At 72.4% G+C, this 17,133-nt stretch carries 14 protein-coding genes; 9 read left to right on the plus strand and 5 right to left on the minus strand.

Annotated features, from left to right (window positions below; all coding sequences use genetic code 11):
- Positions 1-6 precede the first annotated feature (6 nt).
- Positions 7-741, minus strand: a complete 735-nt coding sequence (locus ACLBYE_RS00925) for a hypothetical protein (RefSeq protein WP_447692665.1) — start codon at positions 739-741, stop codon at positions 7-9.
- A 49-nt stretch (positions 742-790) separates the two neighbouring features.
- Positions 791-2,302, minus strand: coding sequence for a leucyl aminopeptidase (locus ACLBYE_RS00930; RefSeq protein ID WP_447692666.1), 1,512 nt, complete (start codon positions 2,300-2,302; stop codon positions 791-793).
- 184 nt (positions 2,303-2,486) lie between these two features.
- Between ACLBYE_RS00930 and lptF the strand changes: the two genes are divergently transcribed.
- The 5 genes from lptF to rsmA all read left to right on the plus strand — a co-directional run bounded on the left by lptF (position 2,487) and on the right by rsmA (position 9,516).
- Complete coding sequence (gene lptF / locus ACLBYE_RS00935; protein ID WP_447692667.1) at positions 2,487-3,647, plus strand: LPS export ABC transporter permease LptF; 1,161 nt, start codon at positions 2,487-2,489, stop codon at positions 3,645-3,647.
- 8 nt (positions 3,648-3,655) lie between these two features.
- Positions 3,656-4,744 carry an LPS export ABC transporter permease LptG gene (gene lptG / locus ACLBYE_RS00940; protein WP_447692726.1) on the plus strand — a complete coding sequence of 363 codons (1,089 nt, stop codon included), beginning with the start codon at positions 3,656-3,658 and terminating at the stop codon, positions 4,742-4,744.
- A 77-nt stretch (positions 4,745-4,821) separates the two neighbouring features.
- Positions 4,822-7,401, plus strand: coding sequence for an LPS-assembly protein LptD (locus tag ACLBYE_RS00945; RefSeq protein ID WP_447692668.1), 2,580 nt, complete (start codon positions 4,822-4,824; stop codon positions 7,399-7,401).
- 110 nt (positions 7,402-7,511) lie between these two features.
- A complete protein-coding gene (gene pdxA, locus ACLBYE_RS00950) occupies positions 7,512-8,627 on the plus strand; it encodes a 4-hydroxythreonine-4-phosphate dehydrogenase PdxA (RefSeq protein WP_091680149.1) in 1,116 nt (371 codons plus the stop codon).
- A 10-nt stretch (positions 8,628-8,637) separates the two neighbouring features.
- Positions 8,638-9,516 (plus strand): 16S rRNA (adenine(1518)-N(6)/adenine(1519)-N(6))-dimethyltransferase RsmA, encoded by an 879-nt coding sequence (gene rsmA, locus ACLBYE_RS00955; protein ID WP_447692669.1) that lies wholly within the window; start codon positions 8,638-8,640, stop codon positions 9,514-9,516.
- Between the two features lie 43 nt (positions 9,517-9,559).
- Here the strand turns inward: rsmA and ACLBYE_RS00960 are convergent, their stop codons facing one another.
- The 3 genes from ACLBYE_RS00960 to ACLBYE_RS00970 all read right to left on the minus strand — a co-directional run bounded on the left by ACLBYE_RS00960 (position 9,560) and on the right by ACLBYE_RS00970 (position 12,592).
- Positions 9,560-10,546, minus strand: coding sequence for a TIM44-like domain-containing protein (locus ACLBYE_RS00960; RefSeq protein WP_447692670.1), 987 nt, complete (start codon positions 10,544-10,546; stop codon positions 9,560-9,562).
- Positions 10,547-10,717: 171 nt separating this feature from the next.
- On the minus strand, positions 10,718-11,815 hold the full coding sequence (locus ACLBYE_RS00965) for a two-component system sensor histidine kinase NtrB (RefSeq protein ID WP_447692671.1): 1,098 nt from the start codon (positions 11,813-11,815) through the stop codon (positions 10,718-10,720).
- A gap of 144 nt (positions 11,816-11,959) precedes the next feature.
- The gene (locus ACLBYE_RS00970; RefSeq protein ID WP_012317556.1) at positions 11,960-12,592 is read right to left on the minus strand and encodes a S24 family peptidase; all 633 of its coding nucleotides are present in this window, start codon (positions 12,590-12,592) and stop codon (positions 11,960-11,962) included.
- A 316-nt stretch (positions 12,593-12,908) separates the two neighbouring features.
- Between ACLBYE_RS00970 and ACLBYE_RS00975 the strand changes: the two genes are divergently transcribed.
- The 4 genes from ACLBYE_RS00975 (at position 12,909) to ACLBYE_RS00990 (ending at position 17,122) form a co-directional block, all read left to right on the plus strand.
- Entirely contained in the window at positions 12,909-13,259 is a 351-nt protein-coding gene (locus ACLBYE_RS00975) for a DUF952 domain-containing protein (protein ID WP_447692672.1), read from the plus strand.
- Positions 13,256-14,332 (plus strand): quinone-dependent dihydroorotate dehydrogenase, encoded by a 1,077-nt coding sequence (locus ACLBYE_RS00980; protein ID WP_447692673.1) that lies wholly within the window; start codon positions 13,256-13,258, stop codon positions 14,330-14,332. The genes ACLBYE_RS00975 and ACLBYE_RS00980 overlap by 4 nt, the downstream gene beginning before the upstream one ends.
- Positions 14,333-14,531: 199 nt before the next feature.
- Positions 14,532-16,829 (plus strand): FdhF/YdeP family oxidoreductase, encoded by a 2,298-nt coding sequence (locus ACLBYE_RS00985; RefSeq protein WP_447692674.1) that lies wholly within the window; start codon positions 14,532-14,534, stop codon positions 16,827-16,829.
- Positions 16,826-17,122, plus strand: coding sequence for a MarR family transcriptional regulator (locus ACLBYE_RS00990; RefSeq protein ID WP_447692675.1), 297 nt, complete (start codon positions 16,826-16,828; stop codon positions 17,120-17,122). Before ACLBYE_RS00985 ends, ACLBYE_RS00990 begins: the two co-directional genes overlap by 4 nt.
- Positions 17,123-17,133: the final 11 nt, after the last annotated feature.

Genomic DNA, 17,133 nt, shown 5'->3' on the forward strand with positions numbered 1-17,133 from the left:
GGGGGGTCAGAGGGCTGGACGATGCCGGCGCAATGTCGCCAGCACGGTGTGGGGCAGGGCCGCCGCGATCAGCAGGCCGGCGGCGAGCGCGGCCTCCTCCGGCCGCATGGCCCGCCGGGGCCAGGGGCCGACGCCCAGGCCGCCGGCGAGGCCGATCAGGATCGCGCCGAGCCACAGGGTCAGGAAGGCGAGCGCGCCGTAGCCGACCCGGCGCAGCCGCGGCCGCAGGGGCCGGTTGGCCGCGATCGCGAACAGGCCGAGGACGCCGCCGAACGTCAGCGCGCCCACGGCGGCGCCGAGCCCGTAGGCCAGCCACAGGGGCTGGTGGGTGAGGAAGGCCATGCCCCCGGTGGCGAAGGCGCCGCGCAGGACGAGCCCGCCGAAGGTCGGGTAGAGCCCGGCGGCGAGGAGCGCGGCCGCGCCCGCCAGTCCGAACACAATCCGGCGCGGCGCGGAGCCCGGGCCCGGGCCCGTCACCACCCGCGCGAGGTGGCCGAGCCCGTAGACCAGCGCGAAGGCGAAGAGCGGGTAGCGGGCGATGAAGTAGCCGAAGATCCAGGGCTCGAGGGCCTCCGGCACGGCGTCGCGCTGGCTCAGGCCGGTCGCCGCGACGAGAGCCAGGGCGGCCAGCATGCCGAGGATCGGCCCCGCCGCTGCCAGAAGGCCGCCGGCGCGGCCTCCGGACGTCCCGGCGCCCGGGGGGCCGACCCGGTCGAGCGCGGCGTTGGCGTGTGCGGCCATGTTGGGATCACCCGGAGAGGCGCGCGGGGTCGGGACCGCCGCGGCAGCCTCAGCGGGCCTCGTAATGGTCGCGGATCAGCCGGTCGAGGAGGCGCACGCCCCAGCCCGCGCCCCAGCTGCGGTTGATCTCGCTGGCATTCGACGACATCGCGACGCCGGCGATGTCGAGATGCGCCCACGGCACGTCCTCGACGTAGCGCTTGATGAACGAGGCCGCGGTGGCGGCGCCGCCGTGCCGGCCGCCGGTGTTCTTCATGTCGGCGAACTTGGAGTCGATCGCCTTGTCGTAGGCGGGGATCAGCGGCATCCGCCACACCTTCTCGCCGGTCGCCTCGCCGGCGGCGTGGATGTTGCCCGCCAGCGTGTCGTCGTTCGAGAACATGCCGGCGATGTCCTGGCCCAGCGCCACGATGATGGCGCCGGTCAGCGTCGCGAGGTCGACGATCGCCTTGGGCTTGGTGCTGCGGATGACGTGGGTGATCACGTCGGCCAGCACCAGCCGGCCCTCGGCGTCGGTGTTGATCACCTCGATGGTCTGGCCCGACATGGAGGTCAGGATGTCGGACGGGCGGTACGAGCCGCCGTCCGGCATGTTCTCCACGATGCCGATGGCGCCGACCACGTTGCAGCGGGCCTTGCGGGCGGCGAGCGCGTGGAGCGCCCCGACCACGGCGGCGGCGCCGCCCATGTCGCCCTTCATGTCCTCCATGCCGCCGCCCGGCTTGATCGAGACGCCGCCGGAATCGAACACGACGCCCTTGCCGATGAGCGCCACGGGCGCGTCGGCCGCGGGGCCGCCGTTCCAGCGCATGATCACGATCCGCGGCTCGCGGGCCGAGCCCTGCGCCACCGCGAGCAGCGCGCCCATGCCGAGTTCCCGCATCCGGGCCGGCTCCAGCACCTCGATCTCGACGCCGAGCTTGGCGAGCTCCGAGGCGCGGCGGGCGAACTCAGCCGGGAAAAGCACGTTCGGCGGCTCGTTCACGAGGTCGCGGGCCAGGACCACGCTGTCGGACAGGCTCTTGGCGCCCTCGCCCTCGCGGGCGGCCGCGCCGTGATCGGCGAGCAGCAGGGTCAGCGCGGTGACGGTCTTGTCGTCGGCGTCGGGCTTCTTCTTGGTCTTGTAGCGGTCGAACGCGTAGGTCCGCAGGCGCGCGCCGAGAGCGAACTCGCCGGCCTGCGCCGCCGTGACCGTCGCGCCCGGCCAGTCGAGCACCACGCGGGCGGTCCGTCCCGCCACCTTGCCGGCGGTGAAGCCGCCGAGCGCCGGCCAGTCGGTCTTGGCCCGGTCCTTCTCCGAGCCCAGGCCCACGACCACGAGGCGGTCGGCACCGACGCCCGCCGGGGCCGGCAGGGACAGGGCGCTGAGCGAGCGGCCCTTGAACTTCTCGGAGGCCGCGGCGCGGGCCACGAGATCCGCCCCGGAGGCGCCGAGCGCCTCGCGGGCGGCCGACCCGAGCGACAGGTCGTCGCCGACGAAGACCACGAGATCGCCGGATCCGCCGGGGCCCTGGCCGCTCTGCTCCAGGGGACCGAAACCGACCTCGATACCGTCCGCCATACCCGTCGCCCTGCCCGTTATTCCGGAGCCGTACTACGCACCCGCGCGCCGAGGCGCGGGCGATCCGCCCTGTGTAGCCGCTGAGACGGAGAACGCAACGCGGCGTGACAGCCCTGGAATCGCCCCTTTTGTCGGGTCCCTGCCGCCTCGAGGGCGCGAGAGGACAAGCGGGACTGCCGGGCCGATGAGGCAGATCGAGCGCTACATCTTTCGGATCGCCCTGGGCGCCACCCTCGCCTGCCTGATCGGGCTGACGGGCACCATCTGGCTGACCCAGGCCCTGCGCGAGCTCGATCTCGTGACCGCCAAGGGCCAGACGCTGCTGGTCTTCCTCTTCGTCACCGGCCTGTCGCTGCCGACCCTCGTCGTCGTCATCGCTCCCGTGGCGCTGTTCATCGGCACGATCTACGCGCTCAACAAGCTGAACGGCGATTCCGAGCTGATCGTCATGTCGGCGGCCGGGATGCCGCCGCGCTCGCTGCTGCGGCCCTTCCTCACCCTGGCGCTGTTCGTCAGCTTCCTGGTGGGATTCCTGGTCGTGGTGGTCATGCCCGCGAGCTTCCAGGAGCTGCGCGACGTGATCACCCGGGTGCGCGGCGATTTCATCGCGAACGTCGTCAAGGAAGGGCAGTTCACCCAGCTCGACAACGGCATCACCTTCCACTTCCGCGAGCGCGGGCCGGGCGGCACCCTCAAGGGGCTGTTCATCCAGGACCGGCGCGAGGCCGGGAAGACCAAGGTCTACCTCGCCGAGCGCGGCAACGCGGTCGACGTCGACGGCCAGAGCTACCTGATCCTGGAGAACGGCAGCGTCCACCAGCAGCAGAAGGACTCCCGCGATTCCTCGATCCTGACCTTCGAGCGCTACACGATCGACCTCGCGGCCTTCGCGCCCCCGGATTCCGACACGATCTACAAGCCGCGCGAGCGCTCGACGGCGCAGCTCCTGTTCCCCGACACGACGGAGGGCTACTACAAGCTGCAGAAGGGCCGGTTCCGGGCCGAGCTGCACGACCGGCTCTCCGCCTGCCTCTACCCGCTGGCCCTGGTCTTCATCGCCTTCGCGGCTCTGGGCGATCCCCGCACGACCCGGCAGGGGCGCGGCGTCGCGATCGCCGGCGCGATCGTCGCCGTCGTGGCGCTGCGCATCGGCGGCTTCGCGGCGGTCAGCGCCGCCGCGCGCAGCCCCGCGGCGGTCCTGGCAGTCTACGGCGTGCCGCTGCTCGCGATCCTTCTGTCGAGCTTTCTCATCTTCTACGGACCCCGGGTGCGCGCCTTCAACGCCGCCCTGGCCCGCGCCGTCCGCGGCCGGTTCCGCGGCCCGCGCCTCGCGCCGGCGGCCTGAACCCGATGATGCTGATCGGTCCCACCCTCGGGCGGTACTTCGCCGCCCGGTTCCTCCGCACGGTACTCGGCGTCTTCATCACCGTGTTCGCGCTGGTCTACACGCTCGACTTCGTCGAGCTGCTCCGCCGCGCCGGCGAGGCCCAGGGCGCGTCCGCCGGCCTGATGGCGCAGCTCTCGCTCTACCGCACCCCCGCGGTGGCGGAGGGCGTCCTGCCCTTCGCGGTCCTGTTCGGCTCCATGGCGGCCCTGCTCCAGCTCTCGCGCAAGCTGGAGCTGGTGGTCGCCCGCGCGGCCGGGATCTCGGCCTGGCAGTTCCTGCAGCCCGGCTTCTTCGTGGCCCTCGCCCTCGGCGCTCTGGCGGTCGGCGTCTACAACCCGGTCTCGGCGATGCTGAAGCAGCGCTCCACCGAGATCGAGGCCAAGATCTTCGCCAAATCCACCAAGGCGAGTTCGGGCAAGGACCTCTGGATCCGCCAGAAGGGCCTCGACGGCGAGGCGATCCTGCGCGCCGAGACCGCCATCGAGGGCACGACCACCCTGGCGGGGGTGTCGGTCTTCACCTTCGACGACGCCGGCAAGTTCGCCGAGCAGCTCGTCGCGGCCCGCGCGACGTTCCACGACGGTTACTGGGAGCTCTCCGATGTGCGCGTTCTCACACCGGACGCGCCGCCTGAGTCGTTCGACACCTACCTGATCGCCTCGAACCTCGACCCCGGGCAGGTGCGGCAACGGTTCACCCCCCCGGAATCTGTGCCTTTCTGGCAACTTCCCACAACGATCGCGCGGACCGAGCGGGCCGGTTTGGACGCCACGCGCTACCGTCTCCAGTACGATGTCCTGTGGGCGCGGCCGGTGCTGTTCGTCGCCATGGTCATCGTCGCCGCAACCGTTTCCTTACGGTTCTTCCGCTTTGGTGGGGTCGGCAAACTCGTCCTCGGTGGCGTCGCGGCCGGCTTCGCCCTCTACGTGGTCCGACAGGTCATGGAGGGGCTCGGAGCATCCGGACTCGTCGCCGCACCGGTGGCGGCCTGGTTCCCGGCCGTGGTAGGCAGTCTTCTCGGTACGCTCACGCTTCTGTACCAGGAAGACGGCTGACTTCCGCGATCCTTCGCGGCACGGGAGACGGGTGTTGGGGTTGGTGGCGGCAGACGTCACAGGGGTTGGGACGCGCGTTGCGTAAGGTCGCCGACATCCTGCGGAAGGCTGGTTTCCGGGCCGTGCTGGCGCTCGCCGCGCCGCTGGCCGGTGGCCTGACCGCCCATGCCCAGGGCCTGCCCGCCGTCGCGGCCGGCAAGCCGGGCGACAAGCTCCTCGTCGAGGCCGACGAGCTGATCTACGACAACGACAACGGCACCGTGACGGCGCGGGGCAACGCCGAGCTGCATTACGGCCCGCGGACCCTCCAGGCCGATCGCGTGCGCTACGACCGGAATTCCGGCCGGGTCTTCGCCGAGGGCAACGTCCGCCTGACCGAGGCCGACGGCGGCGTCGTGACCGGCGCGCGCATGGAACTGACCGACGACTTCAAGACCGGCTTCGTCGACGCCTTCCGCGGCCAGCAGACGGTGCAGCGCAAGTTCGAGACCGTGCGCACCCGGTTCTCCGCGCCGCGGGCCGAGCGCCTGAACGGCGAGCAGACCAGCTTCGAGTCGGGCAGCTACACGGCCTGCGAGCCGTGCAAGGACAACCCTGAGACGCCGCCGCTGTGGCAGATCAAGGCGAAGAAGATCATCCACGACAACGAGACCCACACGGTCTACTTCGACGAGTCGACGCTCGAGATCGCCGGCATCCCGGTGGCCTACCTGCCGTATTTCGAGGCGCCGGACCCGACGGTGAAGCGCAAGACCGGCTTCCTGACGCCGCGCTTCGTCACGACGACCGCGCTCGGCAACGGCGTGTCGCTCCCGTACTTCATCAACCTCGCCCCGAACTACGACCTGACGCTGACGCCGACCCTGCTGAGCCGGCAGGGCCTGCTCGCGCAGGGCGAGTTCCGCCAGCGGATCGACAACGGCTTCTACAACATCCGCCTGTCGGGCATCTCGCAGACGACGCCCTCCGCCTTCCTGCCGAGCCCACTCGGCGCCGGCGAGCGCGACTTCCGCGGCTCGGTCGAGTCGCAGGGCCGGTTCTACATCAACCCGCGGTGGCGCACGGGCTGGGACCTCGTCGGCGTCACCGACAAGTGGTTCCTCGACAATTACCGGATCCGCAACCAGAACATCACCACGGACTATTTCCGCGAGGCGACCTCCACCGCGTTCCTGATCGGCCAGGGCGACCGCTCGTGGTTCGAGGCCCGGGGCTACTACTTCAAGGGCCTGTCGAGCTTCGACTGGCAGAAGCAGCAGCCGATCGTCGCGCCGGTGATCGACTACGACAAGCGCGTCAACGGGCCCTCGGAGATCGGCGGCGAGGTGCGCTTCCAGGCGAACATCACCAGCCTGACCCGCGAGACCACGCAGTACCAGGGCCTGCCGCGGACCTCGAGCTACCTGTTCTCGCCGAGCGTCAACGGCGTCAGCTTCCCGCTCTACCAGACCTGCACGGTCTTCCAGCGCGGCCTGTGCGCCATCGACGGGCTCGCCGGCACCAACACCCGCGCCTCCGCGGAGCTGTCCTGGCGCCGCAGCTTCATCGACGATCTGGGCCAGAAATTCACGCCCTTCGCGTATCTGCGCACGGACGCGTTCTTCAACAGCACGAGCTTCTCGGGCTACCAGAACGACCTCGTCCCGCAGGTCGCCCACGTCGACCAGGGCTTTGCCGGGCGGGTCATGCCGGCGATCGGCCTCGACTACCGCTACCCGTTCGTCGCCAATTTCGGCGCGCTCGGCGTCCACACCCTCGAGCCGATCGGCCAGATCATCGCGCGCCCGTCCGAGACCCGGATCGGCCGCCTGCCGAACGAGGACGCGCAGAGCCTCGTCTTCGACGACACCTCGCTGTTCGAGTGGGACAAGTTCTCGGGCTACGACCGGGTCGAGGGCGGCGTGCGCACCAATCTCGGCGGCCAGTACTCCGTCGTGACCCCGTCCGGCTGGTACGCGAACGTCCTGTTCGGCGAGTCCATCCAGCTCGCGGGCGTCAACTCGTTCCGCCGCGGCGACATCGCCAATACCGGCCTCGATTCCGGCCTCGAGACGCAGCGCTCGGACTTCGTCGGCCGTTTCCAAGTCTCGCCGAACCAGAACATCACGTTCATCAGCCGGGCCCGGTTCAACCAGTCCGACTTCCACGTGGCGCGATTCGAGACCGGCGCGACGGCGCGGTTCGCGCCGTTCCTGCCGCTCACCGTCTCGGCCTTCTACTCGTACTACGAGGCGCAGCCGCTCCTGGGCTACAGCCACTATCGCGAGGGCATCACCGCCAGCGCGACCTACAACATCACGCCGAACTGGTTCGTGTCGGGCTCGCTGCTCGTCGACCTGACCCACTACCTCGACGTGCGCAACACCTACACGGACGCGCTGAGCTCCTACCTGGCGAACCCGATCGGGACCGTGCCGATCTACCAGAACCCGGGCCGCTTCTACCTGTCGGGCGCGAGCTTCGGCGGCGGCTACCAGGACGAGTGCACCACCGTCTCGCTGAACTACATCAACTCGCCGATCGCCACCGCGACGGGCGTCCGCGAGCGCAACCAGACGGTGCTGCTGCGGGTCGAGTTGAAGACCCTGGGCGAGGCCGACCTGCGCCAGAACGTCGGCACCGCCACCACCGCCGACGGCATCGCCTCGATCCGCTGAGGAACCGGGACCGGCGGCGCGCCGGTCCGGCGCGTCGTCCGCCGCGATCCCGCCGCTCGGTCTGAGCCGCCGAGGATGCGCCCGCGCCGCGCGGGCGCTATAGAGCGCCCATGCCGCCCCTCGCCCTCACCCTCGGAGATCCCGCCGGCATCGGCCCGGAGCTGGCGCTCAGCGCGTGGCTCGGGCGCGGCGGGGCGGATCCGTTGCCGCCGTTCTTCCTGGTGGCCGATCCCGACTTCGTCGAGCGCCTCGCCCACCGCCTCGACCGTCCCGTCCCGGTGGCGGAGGTCGATCCGGAGACGGCAGCCGAGGTGTTCCCGCGCGCGCTCCCCGTGGTGCCCTTGCCGAGCGGCGCCCGCGTCGCCGCCGATCCCGGCGTCCCCGATTCCGGCAATGCCGGCGCGACCATCGAGTCGATCACCGCGGCGGTGGAGTTCGTGAAGGCCGGGCGCGCGAGCGCGGTGGTGACCAACCCGATCGCCAAGTTCGTGCTGACCCGGACGGGCTTCGCCCATCCCGGGCACACCGAGTTCCTGGCCGCCCTCGCGGTGCCGCCCGGCGTGACGCCGCCCCGGCCGGTGATGATGATCTGGAGCGCCGGCCTCTCGGTCGTGCCGGTGACGATCCACGTGCCGCTGAGGGACGTGCCGGACCTGCTCACCCAGGAACTCGTCGAGGAGACCGCCGCGATCGTCGCCCGGGACCTGCGGGAGCGGTTCGGCCTGCCCGAGCCGCGCCTCGTCCTCGCCGGCCTGAACCCGCACGCGGGCGAGGCCGGAACGATCGGCCGCGAGGACCGCGACGTCCTCGCCCCCGCCGTGGCGCGCCTGCGGGCGCGGGGCATCGACATCCGCGGGCCGCTCCCCGCCGACACCCTGTTCCACGCCCGCGCCCGCGAGACCTACGACGTCGCCCTCGCGCCCACGCACGATCAGGCCCTGATCCCGATCAAGACGATCGCGTTCGACGACGGCGTGAACGTCACCCTCGGCCTGCCCTTCGTGCGCACCTCGCCGGACCACGGCACGGCCTTCGACATCGCCGGCCAGGGCGTCGCCCGGCCGGACAGCCTCGTGGCGGCCCTGCGCCTCGCCGACCGGCTGGCCGCCAACGCGGCGGCACGGAGCGAGGCCCCCGCCGGGGCCGAGATCATCCCGTTCAGCGTTTATGCCGGCCGTCCCCGGCCCGTCGGCGCCCGCCACTTCGATCCCGAGGACGAGCTGTGAGGCAGCCAGCATGAGCGCCGGGGACGGTCTTCCCCCGCTGCGCGAGGTCGTCGCCCGCCACGGCCTGGAGCCGAAGAAGGCGCTCGGCCAGAACTTCCTCTACGATCTCAACCTGACCGGTCGGATCGCCCGGGCGGCCGGTCCGCTCGCGGGGGTGACCGTGGTGGAGGTCGGGCCGGGCCCGGGGGGGCTGACGCGCGCGCTCCTCGCCGAGGGCGCCGCCCGCGTCGTGGCGATCGAGCGCGACCCGCGCGCCCTGCCGGCCCTCGCCGAGATCGCCGCCCACTATCCCGGCCGGCTCGAGGTGGTCGACGCCGACGCCCTCGCCTTCGACCCGCGGCCGCTGGTGGGCGAGGCCCCGGCGCGGATCGTCGCCAACCTGCCCTACAATGTCGGGACCGCCCTGCTCACCGGCTGGCTCGACGGAGAAGCCTGGCCGCCCTGGTGGGACCAGGCCGTGCTGATGTTCCAGCGAGAGGTCGCCGAGCGGATCGTCGCCGGCCCGGAGGAGCGGGCCGATTACGGCCGGCTCGGCGTCCTGTGCGGCTGGCGCACCGAGGCCGAGATCCTGTTCGACGTCAGCCCCTCGGCCTTCGTGCCGCCGCCCAAGGTGACCTCGAGCGTGGTCCGGCTGGTTCCGCGCGCCCAGCCCCTGCCCTGCCGCGCCGGCGCGCTCGAAGCCGTCACCCGGGCGGCCTTCGGCCAGCGGCGGAAGATGCTGCGCCAGAGCCTCAAGGCCTTGACGCCCGAGGCCGGCGCCCTGCTGGCCGCCGCCGGCCTGTCCGAGACCGCGCGCGCCGAGGAGATCCCGGTGTCCGGGTTCGTCGATCTCGCCAATCGGTGGGACGCGCACAGAAAGGCCGGCGCCCCGGTGGGGACGCCGGCCTGACGGAGAGCCGTGGCTCCGGCCCGGAGGCCGGAGCGCTGCCGGGTCAGCGGGTCTGCTGGATCGCCGAGAGCACCCAGCCGCGACCGGGCTGGCGCAGGAACGTCCAGAGCTCCGTCGCCTCGGACGAGTCCGTGGAGACGACGCGGCCGCTCGACCGCTCGATCATCACGTCCTTGAGGGCGTAGCGCATGGCCACGGTCGCGTAGTCGGTGCGGTCCTCGCCCCAGGCCTCCGCGAGGTCGCCCTGCAGCAGCTTCACGTCCGAGATCTTGTTCACCACGCCGCGGGAGGCGTTGCCGCGCAGCTCCTCGTCGAAGTAGCTGACCATCTCGGGCGTCGACAGGTTGCCCAGGGTCACCCGATCCTCGCGCGAGTAGGCGTCCTGGATGTCGCCGAGCAGGCGCTCGAAGGCTTGGTAATCGGCCGGGCCGATCTGCACCGGGCGCGTCTGCGGCGGGCGCTGCCCACCGCCGAACATGCCGCCGGGAGCCGGGCCGCCCGGAACGCCGCCCGGAGCGCCACCCATCGGGCCGCGGGCGCCCGGCTGATCGTCGAGCGACGAGCGGGCGTAGGGCGCGCCGGCGCCGGCCGGCTCGTTCCGGCGGCGGAAGAACCGCAGGGCCAGCATCACCACGAGCACGACGAGACCGACCTGGAACAGCAGGCCGATCATCGAGGCGAGGCCGCCGAGGCCGCCGAAGAAGCCGCCGCCGAGCAGCGCGCCGATCAGGCCGGCGCCGAGCAGGCCCGCGAAGAAGCCGCCGCCGAAGCGGCGACCGGGCGCGGCCGGGGCCTGCATGCCGGGGCTGCCCATGCCGGGCGAAGGCGCGGTCTGCGAGCGCTGCATCGTCGTGCCGCCGCCGGGGGCGGTCGGCGTGGCGGAGGGCGCCGTGTAGGTGCGCGAGCCGCGGGACCCGACGGACCCGCCGCCGCCCGGACGGGCTTCCACGACGGGTGCCGCGACGGTCAGCGCAGCGGCCAGCGCCAGGAGGGCGGCCACACGCCGGCGGCGCGAAATCTCAGTGAACATGTACACGCCTCAGAGGACGAGAACCGGGTGGCGCGGAGCGCCAGTGACGATATGGGAACGGTCGGGCAGCGGTTTTAGTCCTGCCCGCCGTCGTCCGGACGACGTTTTCCACCGGATCGCCGGGCGCATCTCTCACCCGCTCGTCGCGCCCATCGCTTGGACGGCACGGATCTAGTGGAGCGTGCGCTCCGGGGCGGCCGGGAAGGAGAGGCGCACCTGCGTCCCCTCCCCGCTGCGGCTGTCGAGGGTGATGGTCCCGTTCTGCCGCTTCATGAGGCCGTGCACGATCGCGAGGCCCGCGCCGCGCCCGGCCTCGTGGCTGGTCTGGAACGGCGCCAGGGCCCGGGCGAGCATCTCGGGCGACATGCCCTGCCCGGTGTCGCCGACCGCGATCCCGACGCTCCCCTGGCCCGGCTGCTGCAGGGAGCGGTCGCCGGGATCCACCCGGTAGGTCGACAGGGTCAGCGTCCCGCCCGAGGGCATCGCCTCGCAGGCATTGGCGACGAGATGCCGCAGGGCGAACTCGATCTGCGTGGGATTGCTGATCGCCCGCGGCAGGCCCGGCGTCGCCGCCACGGTGAGGCGGATCCCGGGCGGCAGGTCGGGCTCGAGGCGGGCGGCGAGGTCGGCCACGATGGCGTCGAGGTCGACCGACCGGACGTCCGGCGCGATGCGGCGCGAATAGGCGAGCAGGTGCCGGGTCAGGATCGCCGCGCGCTCGGTGGCGTCGGCCGAGCGGGCGATCGCCCGCTGGACGAACGGCTCCTGCCGGTCCCCGAGCCGCCGCTTGAGGCCGTCGATGTAGCCGATCAGGATCTGCAGGAAGTTGTTGAACTCGTGGGCGACGCTGTTGGTGAGGAGCCCCAGCGCCTCGCGCTGGCGGGAGAGCGCGAGCGCGCCCTCGGCCTCGCGCCGGGCCGTCTCGTCGCGGATCTGGCCGATGCGGAACGGGGTTCCGGGCAGGGGTGCCGTCTCCAGGCGGGCCCAGAAGCTCGTCCCGTCCGCGCGGCTGGCCAGGAATTCCTGAGGCTCGGTGCCGGCGGGGTCGAGGGGCGCCGTGCGCTGCGCCAGGATCAGGTCGAGTCCCTGCGCGACGAGCCGCTCCGCCGGGTAGCCGGTGATCCGCTCCAGGGCGGGATTGGCGTGGCGGACACGGCCCTGCGGATCGAGCACGAGGCTGGGCGTCGGCAGCGCGTCGAGGAGCCTGCGGGCCTCGTCCGCCAGCGACCCGCCTTCGGCCGCGCTGTGATCCGTCCCGGGCTGCGCCATGCTGCGTTCGCGCTCAGCGGATGCGGAAGGTCCGCGACGGGCCAGCGATAGCGATGAACGGCCTCACGGCCAAGCGTGGATCCACGGGTGGACCCACGCGTGGATCCGCGCGTCGAGCGGCGTGCCGACCCGTCCGGGCACCGCCTACTGGCGCACCCACATCACCCGGGCCATCCAGGCCACCTCGCCGAGATTGAGGACCCGGTCCTCGTGCTCGGGGTTCAGGGAGGCCAGTTCCACGGTCCGGGCGGTGCGCCGCCGCAGCTCCTTGGCCAGGACCTCGCCGCCGTGCAGGCGGACCACGACGCGGTCGCCCTTGCGCACGCTGGCCGTCGGCGACACGATCAGGACGTCGCCGTCCCGGAACAGCGGCAGCATGGAATCGCCCTGGATCTCCAGCGCGAAGGCGCGCTCCTCGCCGAGATCCGGAAACTCGATCTCCTCCCAGCCGGCACCCCCGGTGGGCATGCCCTCGTCGGTGAACAGGCGGCCGGCCCCGGCCTGGGTCAGGCCGATCAGCGGCACCATCGTGCGGGCGGGGATCTCGCGGGCCTCGATGAGCCGCAGGAACTCGTCGAGGCTCGAGCCGGTGGCGGCCAGGACCTTCGACACGGATTCGGTGGACGGCCAGCGCTTGCGGCCGTCGGCGCCCACGCGCTTCGACCGGTTGAAGCTGGTCGCGTCGAGGCCGGCGCGGCGGGCGAGGCCCGAGGCCGAGTAGCCGTGGCGCTCGGCGAGCCGGTCGATGGCGTTCCAGATCTGCTCGTGCGACAGCATAGCGGGCTCGGAAGCTCAGCCTGAGCGGGCCGGCACCCCCGTCTCACCAGCCGGGATCCGGCTGCCTCGGAGGCACGGAGACGGTTCGCCCGCCGGGTCCGTTCGACACCCGCCGGGTACGCGCGGAGATACTTGACAATCTGCTTTCCGGATCCGCTCTGCCGGTCCGGACGGGGCTGTGTGACGTCCAGCCTAGTCGTAGGAAAGTAGAACTACGGGCGGCAGATTGCAATCGCTCCTCGAATCGGGCGGGGCGCGGCGCGGTTGCCGCCGCGGCCCGGCGCCTCTATCGCAGCGTCGTCTCCGGGGAGCTTCGATGCCGCTCATCTACAAGATCTGTCCGCGCCCTCTGTGGCGCGAGGCCGAGGCCGCGGGCCGGTTCACGGGCGCCCCGATCGATCATCAGGACGGCTTCATCCACTTCTCGACGGCCGCACAGGTCGCCGAGACGGCCGCTAGGCACTTCGCCGGGCAGGACGACCTGCTCCTCGTCACGGTCGAGGCCGACGCCCTCGGCGACGGCCTGCGCTACGAGCCCTCTCGCGGCGGCGACCTGTTCCCGCACCTCTACGGCCCGCTGCCGCTGTCCGCCGTGGTCGCGGTGGACGATATGCCGCTGGGCGCCGACGGCCGGCACGCCTTCCCGGCCGGGATCCTGCCGGCATGATCGCGGCCGCCTTCCCCCTCGTCCGACCGCTGCTGCACCGCCTCGACGCGGAGCGCGCGCACGACCTGACCCTCGCCGCCCTGGCGCTCCTGCCCGCGGGCCCGCGGCCGGCGGATGACCCGCGCCTCGCCGTCGACCTGCTCGGCCGCCGCTTTCCCAACCCGGTCGGCCTCGCGGCCGGCTTCGACAAGGGCGCGCGCGTTCCCGACGCGCTGCTGGGCCTCGGCTTCGGCTTCGTCGAGGTCGGCGGGGTCGTGCCGCGGCCCCAGCCCGGCAACCCGCGGCCGCGGGTGTTCCGCCTCCCCGACGACCGCGCCGTGATCAACCGCTTCGGCCTCAACAGCGAGGGGCTGGAGGTGGTGGCCGACCGCCTGCGCGCCCGGAGGGGGCGACCCGGCATCGTCGGCGTCAACATCGGCGCGAACAAGGAATCCGCCGACCGCCTCGCCGACTACGCCGCCTGCACCGCAGCCCTCGCGCCGCTCGTCGACTTCGTCACGGTCAACGTCTCCTCGCCCAACACGCCGGGCCTGCGCGACCTCCAGGGTGAGGCCTTCCTCGACGAGCTGCTCGCCCGCACGGTCGAGGCCCGGGACGCGGCGGGCGCCGGCGCGGCGATCCTCCTCAAGATCGCCCCCGACATGGCGCTGGACGCCCTCGACGCGGTCTGCGCGACGGCGCAGCGGCGCGGGGTCCAGGCGCTCGTCGTGTCCAACACCACGGTGGCCCGCCCGGCGAGCCTGCGCGAGCGGGGTCTCGCGCGGGAGACCGGCGGCCTCTCGGGGCGGCCGCTCTTCGGCCCGGCGACGCGCATGCTCGCCCAGACGCGCCTGCGCGTCGGGGACGCGCTGCCGCTCATCGGGGTCGGCGGCGTGGATTCGGCCGAGGCGGCCTGGACCAAGATCCGGGCCGGGGCGAGCCTCGTGCAGCTCTACTCGGCGCTGATCTACGAGGGGCCGGGCCTCGTCGGGCGCATCAAGGACGGGCTCCTGCGGCGCATGAGCGAGGCCGGCATCGCCTCGCTCCGGCAGGTCGTCGGGCGCGACGCCGCCGACCTCGCCCGCGGGGACTGAGCCGGCGCGGGCGAGCCGGTCGCGGCGCCGCGCCGGGCAATTTTTTTGCGGTCGCAGTTTAGAAAGGCTTTGCACAGCGGGAGCTTAGCCTGTGCCCCGCGCATGAGGGGCCTGCGCCGGCACGCCATTGTGAGGGCGCCGGAGAGGCGCTTATCTCGCGGTTGCGAGACACATCGCGTCAGCCAATCCAGGACGGTTCATGGCCCAGTCTGAAGGGTCCACCAAGCGCTCCTCCGCCGCCGGCGGCTGGGGTGCTCTGAAGAGCTGCGGCAAGCACCTGCTCGGCAGCCGCGCACCCCTCACCGGCGCCCGCGCGCTGCTGAAGGCGAACCAGCCCGACGGGTTCGACTGCCCCGGCTGCGCCTGGGGCGACCCGGAGCACGGCTCGTCCTTCGAGTTCTGCGAGAACGGCGTGAAGGCGGTCTCCTGGGAGGCGACCGACAAGCGCACGAAGCCGTCCTTCTTCGCCAAGCACACCCTGACCGAGCTGCGCGGCTGGAGCGACTACGCCCTGGAGGGCCAGGGCCGCCTGACGCATCCGATGCGCTACGACGCGGCGAGCGACCGCTACCTGCCGGTGAGCTGGGACGAGGCGTTCGCCGAGATCGGCGCGACCCTGCGCGGGCTCGACCATCCGGACCAGGCCGAGTTCTACACCTCGGGCCGCGCCTCCAACGAGGCGGCGTACCTGTACCAGCTCTTCGCCCGCGCCTACGGGACCAACAACTTCCCCGACTGCTCGAACATGTGCCACGAGGCGAGCGGCGTCGCCCTGATCGACGCGATCGGCATCGGCAAGGGCACGGTCCTGCTGGAGGATTTCGAGAAGGCGGACGCGATCTTCTGCGTCGGCCAGAATCCCGGCACCAACCACCCGCGCATGCTCGGCGACCTGCGCCGGGCGGCGGAGCGCGGCGCCAAGGTCGTGGTGCTGAACCCGGTCCGCGAGCGCGGCCTGGAGCGCTTCGCCGACCCGCAGAACACCGTCGAGATGCTCCGCGGTGCCAGCCGCCCCATCGCCAGCCACTACCTGCAGCCGCGCTCGGGCGGCGACATGGCGGCCTTCCGGGGCATCGCCAAGGTCGTGTTCGCCCGCGACGCCGAGGCGCTGGCGGCCGGCCGGCCCTCGCTCCTCGATCGCGCCTTCCTCGAGCACCACACCGCCGGGCTCGAGGCCTACCGTGCCGCCGTCGAGGCGACGTCCTGGGACGCGATCCTCGACCAGTCGGGCCTGACCATGGACGAGATCGCCGCGATGGCGGACGTCTATCTGGGCGCCCAGCGGGTCATCGCGACCTGGGCCATGGGCGTGACCCAGCACCGCCACTCGGTGGCGACGATCCGGGAGATCGCCAACCTGCTCTTCCTGCGCGGCCATATCGGCCGGGCCGGCGCGGGCCTCTGCCCGGTGCGCGGCCACTCGAACGTGCAGGGCGACCGCACCGTCGGCATCAACGAGCGCCCGTCCGCCGCCTTCCTGGATTCGCTGGAGCAGCATTTCGGCCTCGCCATGCCGCGCCGGCACGGCCACAACGTCCTGGCGGCGATCCGGGCCATGCGCGACGGCACGGCGAAAGCCTTCATCGGGCTCGGCGGCAACTTCCTGCGGGCAACGCCCGACACGCCAGTCGTGGCGCAGGCGCTGGCCTCGTGCCGGCTCACCGTGCACATCGCCACCAAGCTCAACCACGCCCACCTCGTGCCCGGCGCGGTCGGCTACCTGCTGCCCTGCCTCGGCCGCACCGAGATCGACCGGGGCGCCGCGGGCAAGATCCAGATCGTGACCGTCGAGGATTCGATGAGCATGGTCCACGGGTCGGGCGGCATCAACAAGCCGGCCTCGAAGGAGCTGCGCTCCGAGATCGCCATCATCGCCGGCATGGCGCAGGCCACCGTCGGCTCCGCCGCCGTCGACTGGGCCGGCTTCGCCGCGGATTACGACCGGATCCGCGAGGCGATCGCCGCCACGATCCCGGGCTTCACCGGCTACAACACCCGGGTGCGCAAGCCGCGCGGCTTCATGCTGCGCAACCTCGCCGCCGAGCGGGTGTTCGAGACGGCAACGGGCCGGGCCACCTTCTCGGCCGACGCCCTGCCGGCCGAGACCGAGCACCAGGCCGCGCGGAAGACCCGCGACACGTTCGTGCTGCAGACCTTCCGCAGCCACGACCAGTACAACACGACGATCTACGGCCTGGATGACCGCTACCGCGGCGTCTACGGCGAGCGCCGCGTGATCTTCGCCCATCCCGACGACCTCGCGGAGATCCGCAACCGGCTCGGCGACCGGGTCGACGTCGTCGGCATGCACGACGACGGCATCACCCGCCGGGCGGAGGATTTCCGCCTCGTGCCCTTCGACATGCCGCGGGGCGCGCTGGCCGGCTACTATCCGGAGCTGAACGTGCTCGTGCCGCTCTCGACCTATGGCGAGAAGAGCGACACGCCGACCTCCAAGTCGGTGCTGGTCACCCTGCAGGCGCGCGCGGCCGCGTGAGCGCGGAGCCCGACGAGGCGGCGTTCGTCGCCGCCCTCGACCGGGTTTCGGCCGCCCACCCGGATCTCGACCCGCTGGCGGCGGGCGTCCTGGCGGCGCTGGACCTCGGCCTGCCGGGCGACAGCCGCGCCTTCGCCCGCACCTTCGGGGTCGAGCACGCCCTCGTGCTGCGCGCCCTCTCGGGCCTGGAAGAGGCGGGCCTCGTCGCCGTCACGGCCCGCGACGGGCGCACCCAGCGGACGCGCTACACGACCGCCGATTCGGGGTCGTCGGTGCCGTCATCACGAGCGTAGCGAAGTGACCC

The organism is Methylobacterium sp. A52T (assembly GCF_053346095.1).

What these genes read in the sequence shown, in the direction of transcription:
- pdxA (WP_091680149.1), top strand. Translation starts at nt 7,512, where the DNA reads ATGCCGCCCCTCGCCCTCACCCTCGGAGATCCCGCCGGCATCGGCCCG.
- ACLBYE_RS00960 (WP_447692670.1), bottom strand. Translation starts at nt 10,546, where the DNA reads ATGTTCACTGAGATTTCGCGCCGCCGGCGTGTGGCCGCCCTCCTGGCG.
- ACLBYE_RS00970 (WP_012317556.1), bottom strand. Translation starts at nt 12,592, where the DNA reads ATGCTGTCGCACGAGCAGATCTGGAACGCCATCGACCGGCTCGCCGAG.
- lptG (WP_447692726.1), top strand. Translation starts at nt 3,656, where the DNA reads ATGCTGATCGGTCCCACCCTCGGGCGGTACTTCGCCGCCCGGTTCCTC.
- ACLBYE_RS00980 (WP_447692673.1), top strand. Translation starts at nt 13,256, where the DNA reads ATGATCGCGGCCGCCTTCCCCCTCGTCCGACCGCTGCTGCACCGCCTC.
- ACLBYE_RS00925 (WP_447692665.1), bottom strand. Translation starts at nt 741, where the DNA reads ATGGCCGCACACGCCAACGCCGCGCTCGACCGGGTCGGCCCCCCGGGC.
- lptF (WP_447692667.1), top strand. Translation starts at nt 2,487, where the DNA reads ATGAGGCAGATCGAGCGCTACATCTTTCGGATCGCCCTGGGCGCCACC.
- ACLBYE_RS00930 (WP_447692666.1), bottom strand. Translation starts at nt 2,302, where the DNA reads ATGGCGGACGGTATCGAGGTCGGTTTCGGTCCCCTGGAGCAGAGCGGC.
- ACLBYE_RS00965 (WP_447692671.1), bottom strand. Translation starts at nt 11,815, where the DNA reads ATGGCGCAGCCCGGGACGGATCACAGCGCGGCCGAAGGCGGGTCGCTG.
- ACLBYE_RS00975 (WP_447692672.1), top strand. Translation starts at nt 12,909, where the DNA reads ATGCCGCTCATCTACAAGATCTGTCCGCGCCCTCTGTGGCGCGAGGCC.
- rsmA (WP_447692669.1), top strand. Translation starts at nt 8,638, where the DNA reads ATGAGCGCCGGGGACGGTCTTCCCCCGCTGCGCGAGGTCGTCGCCCGC.
- ACLBYE_RS00985 (WP_447692674.1), top strand. Translation starts at nt 14,532, where the DNA reads ATGGCCCAGTCTGAAGGGTCCACCAAGCGCTCCTCCGCCGCCGGCGGC.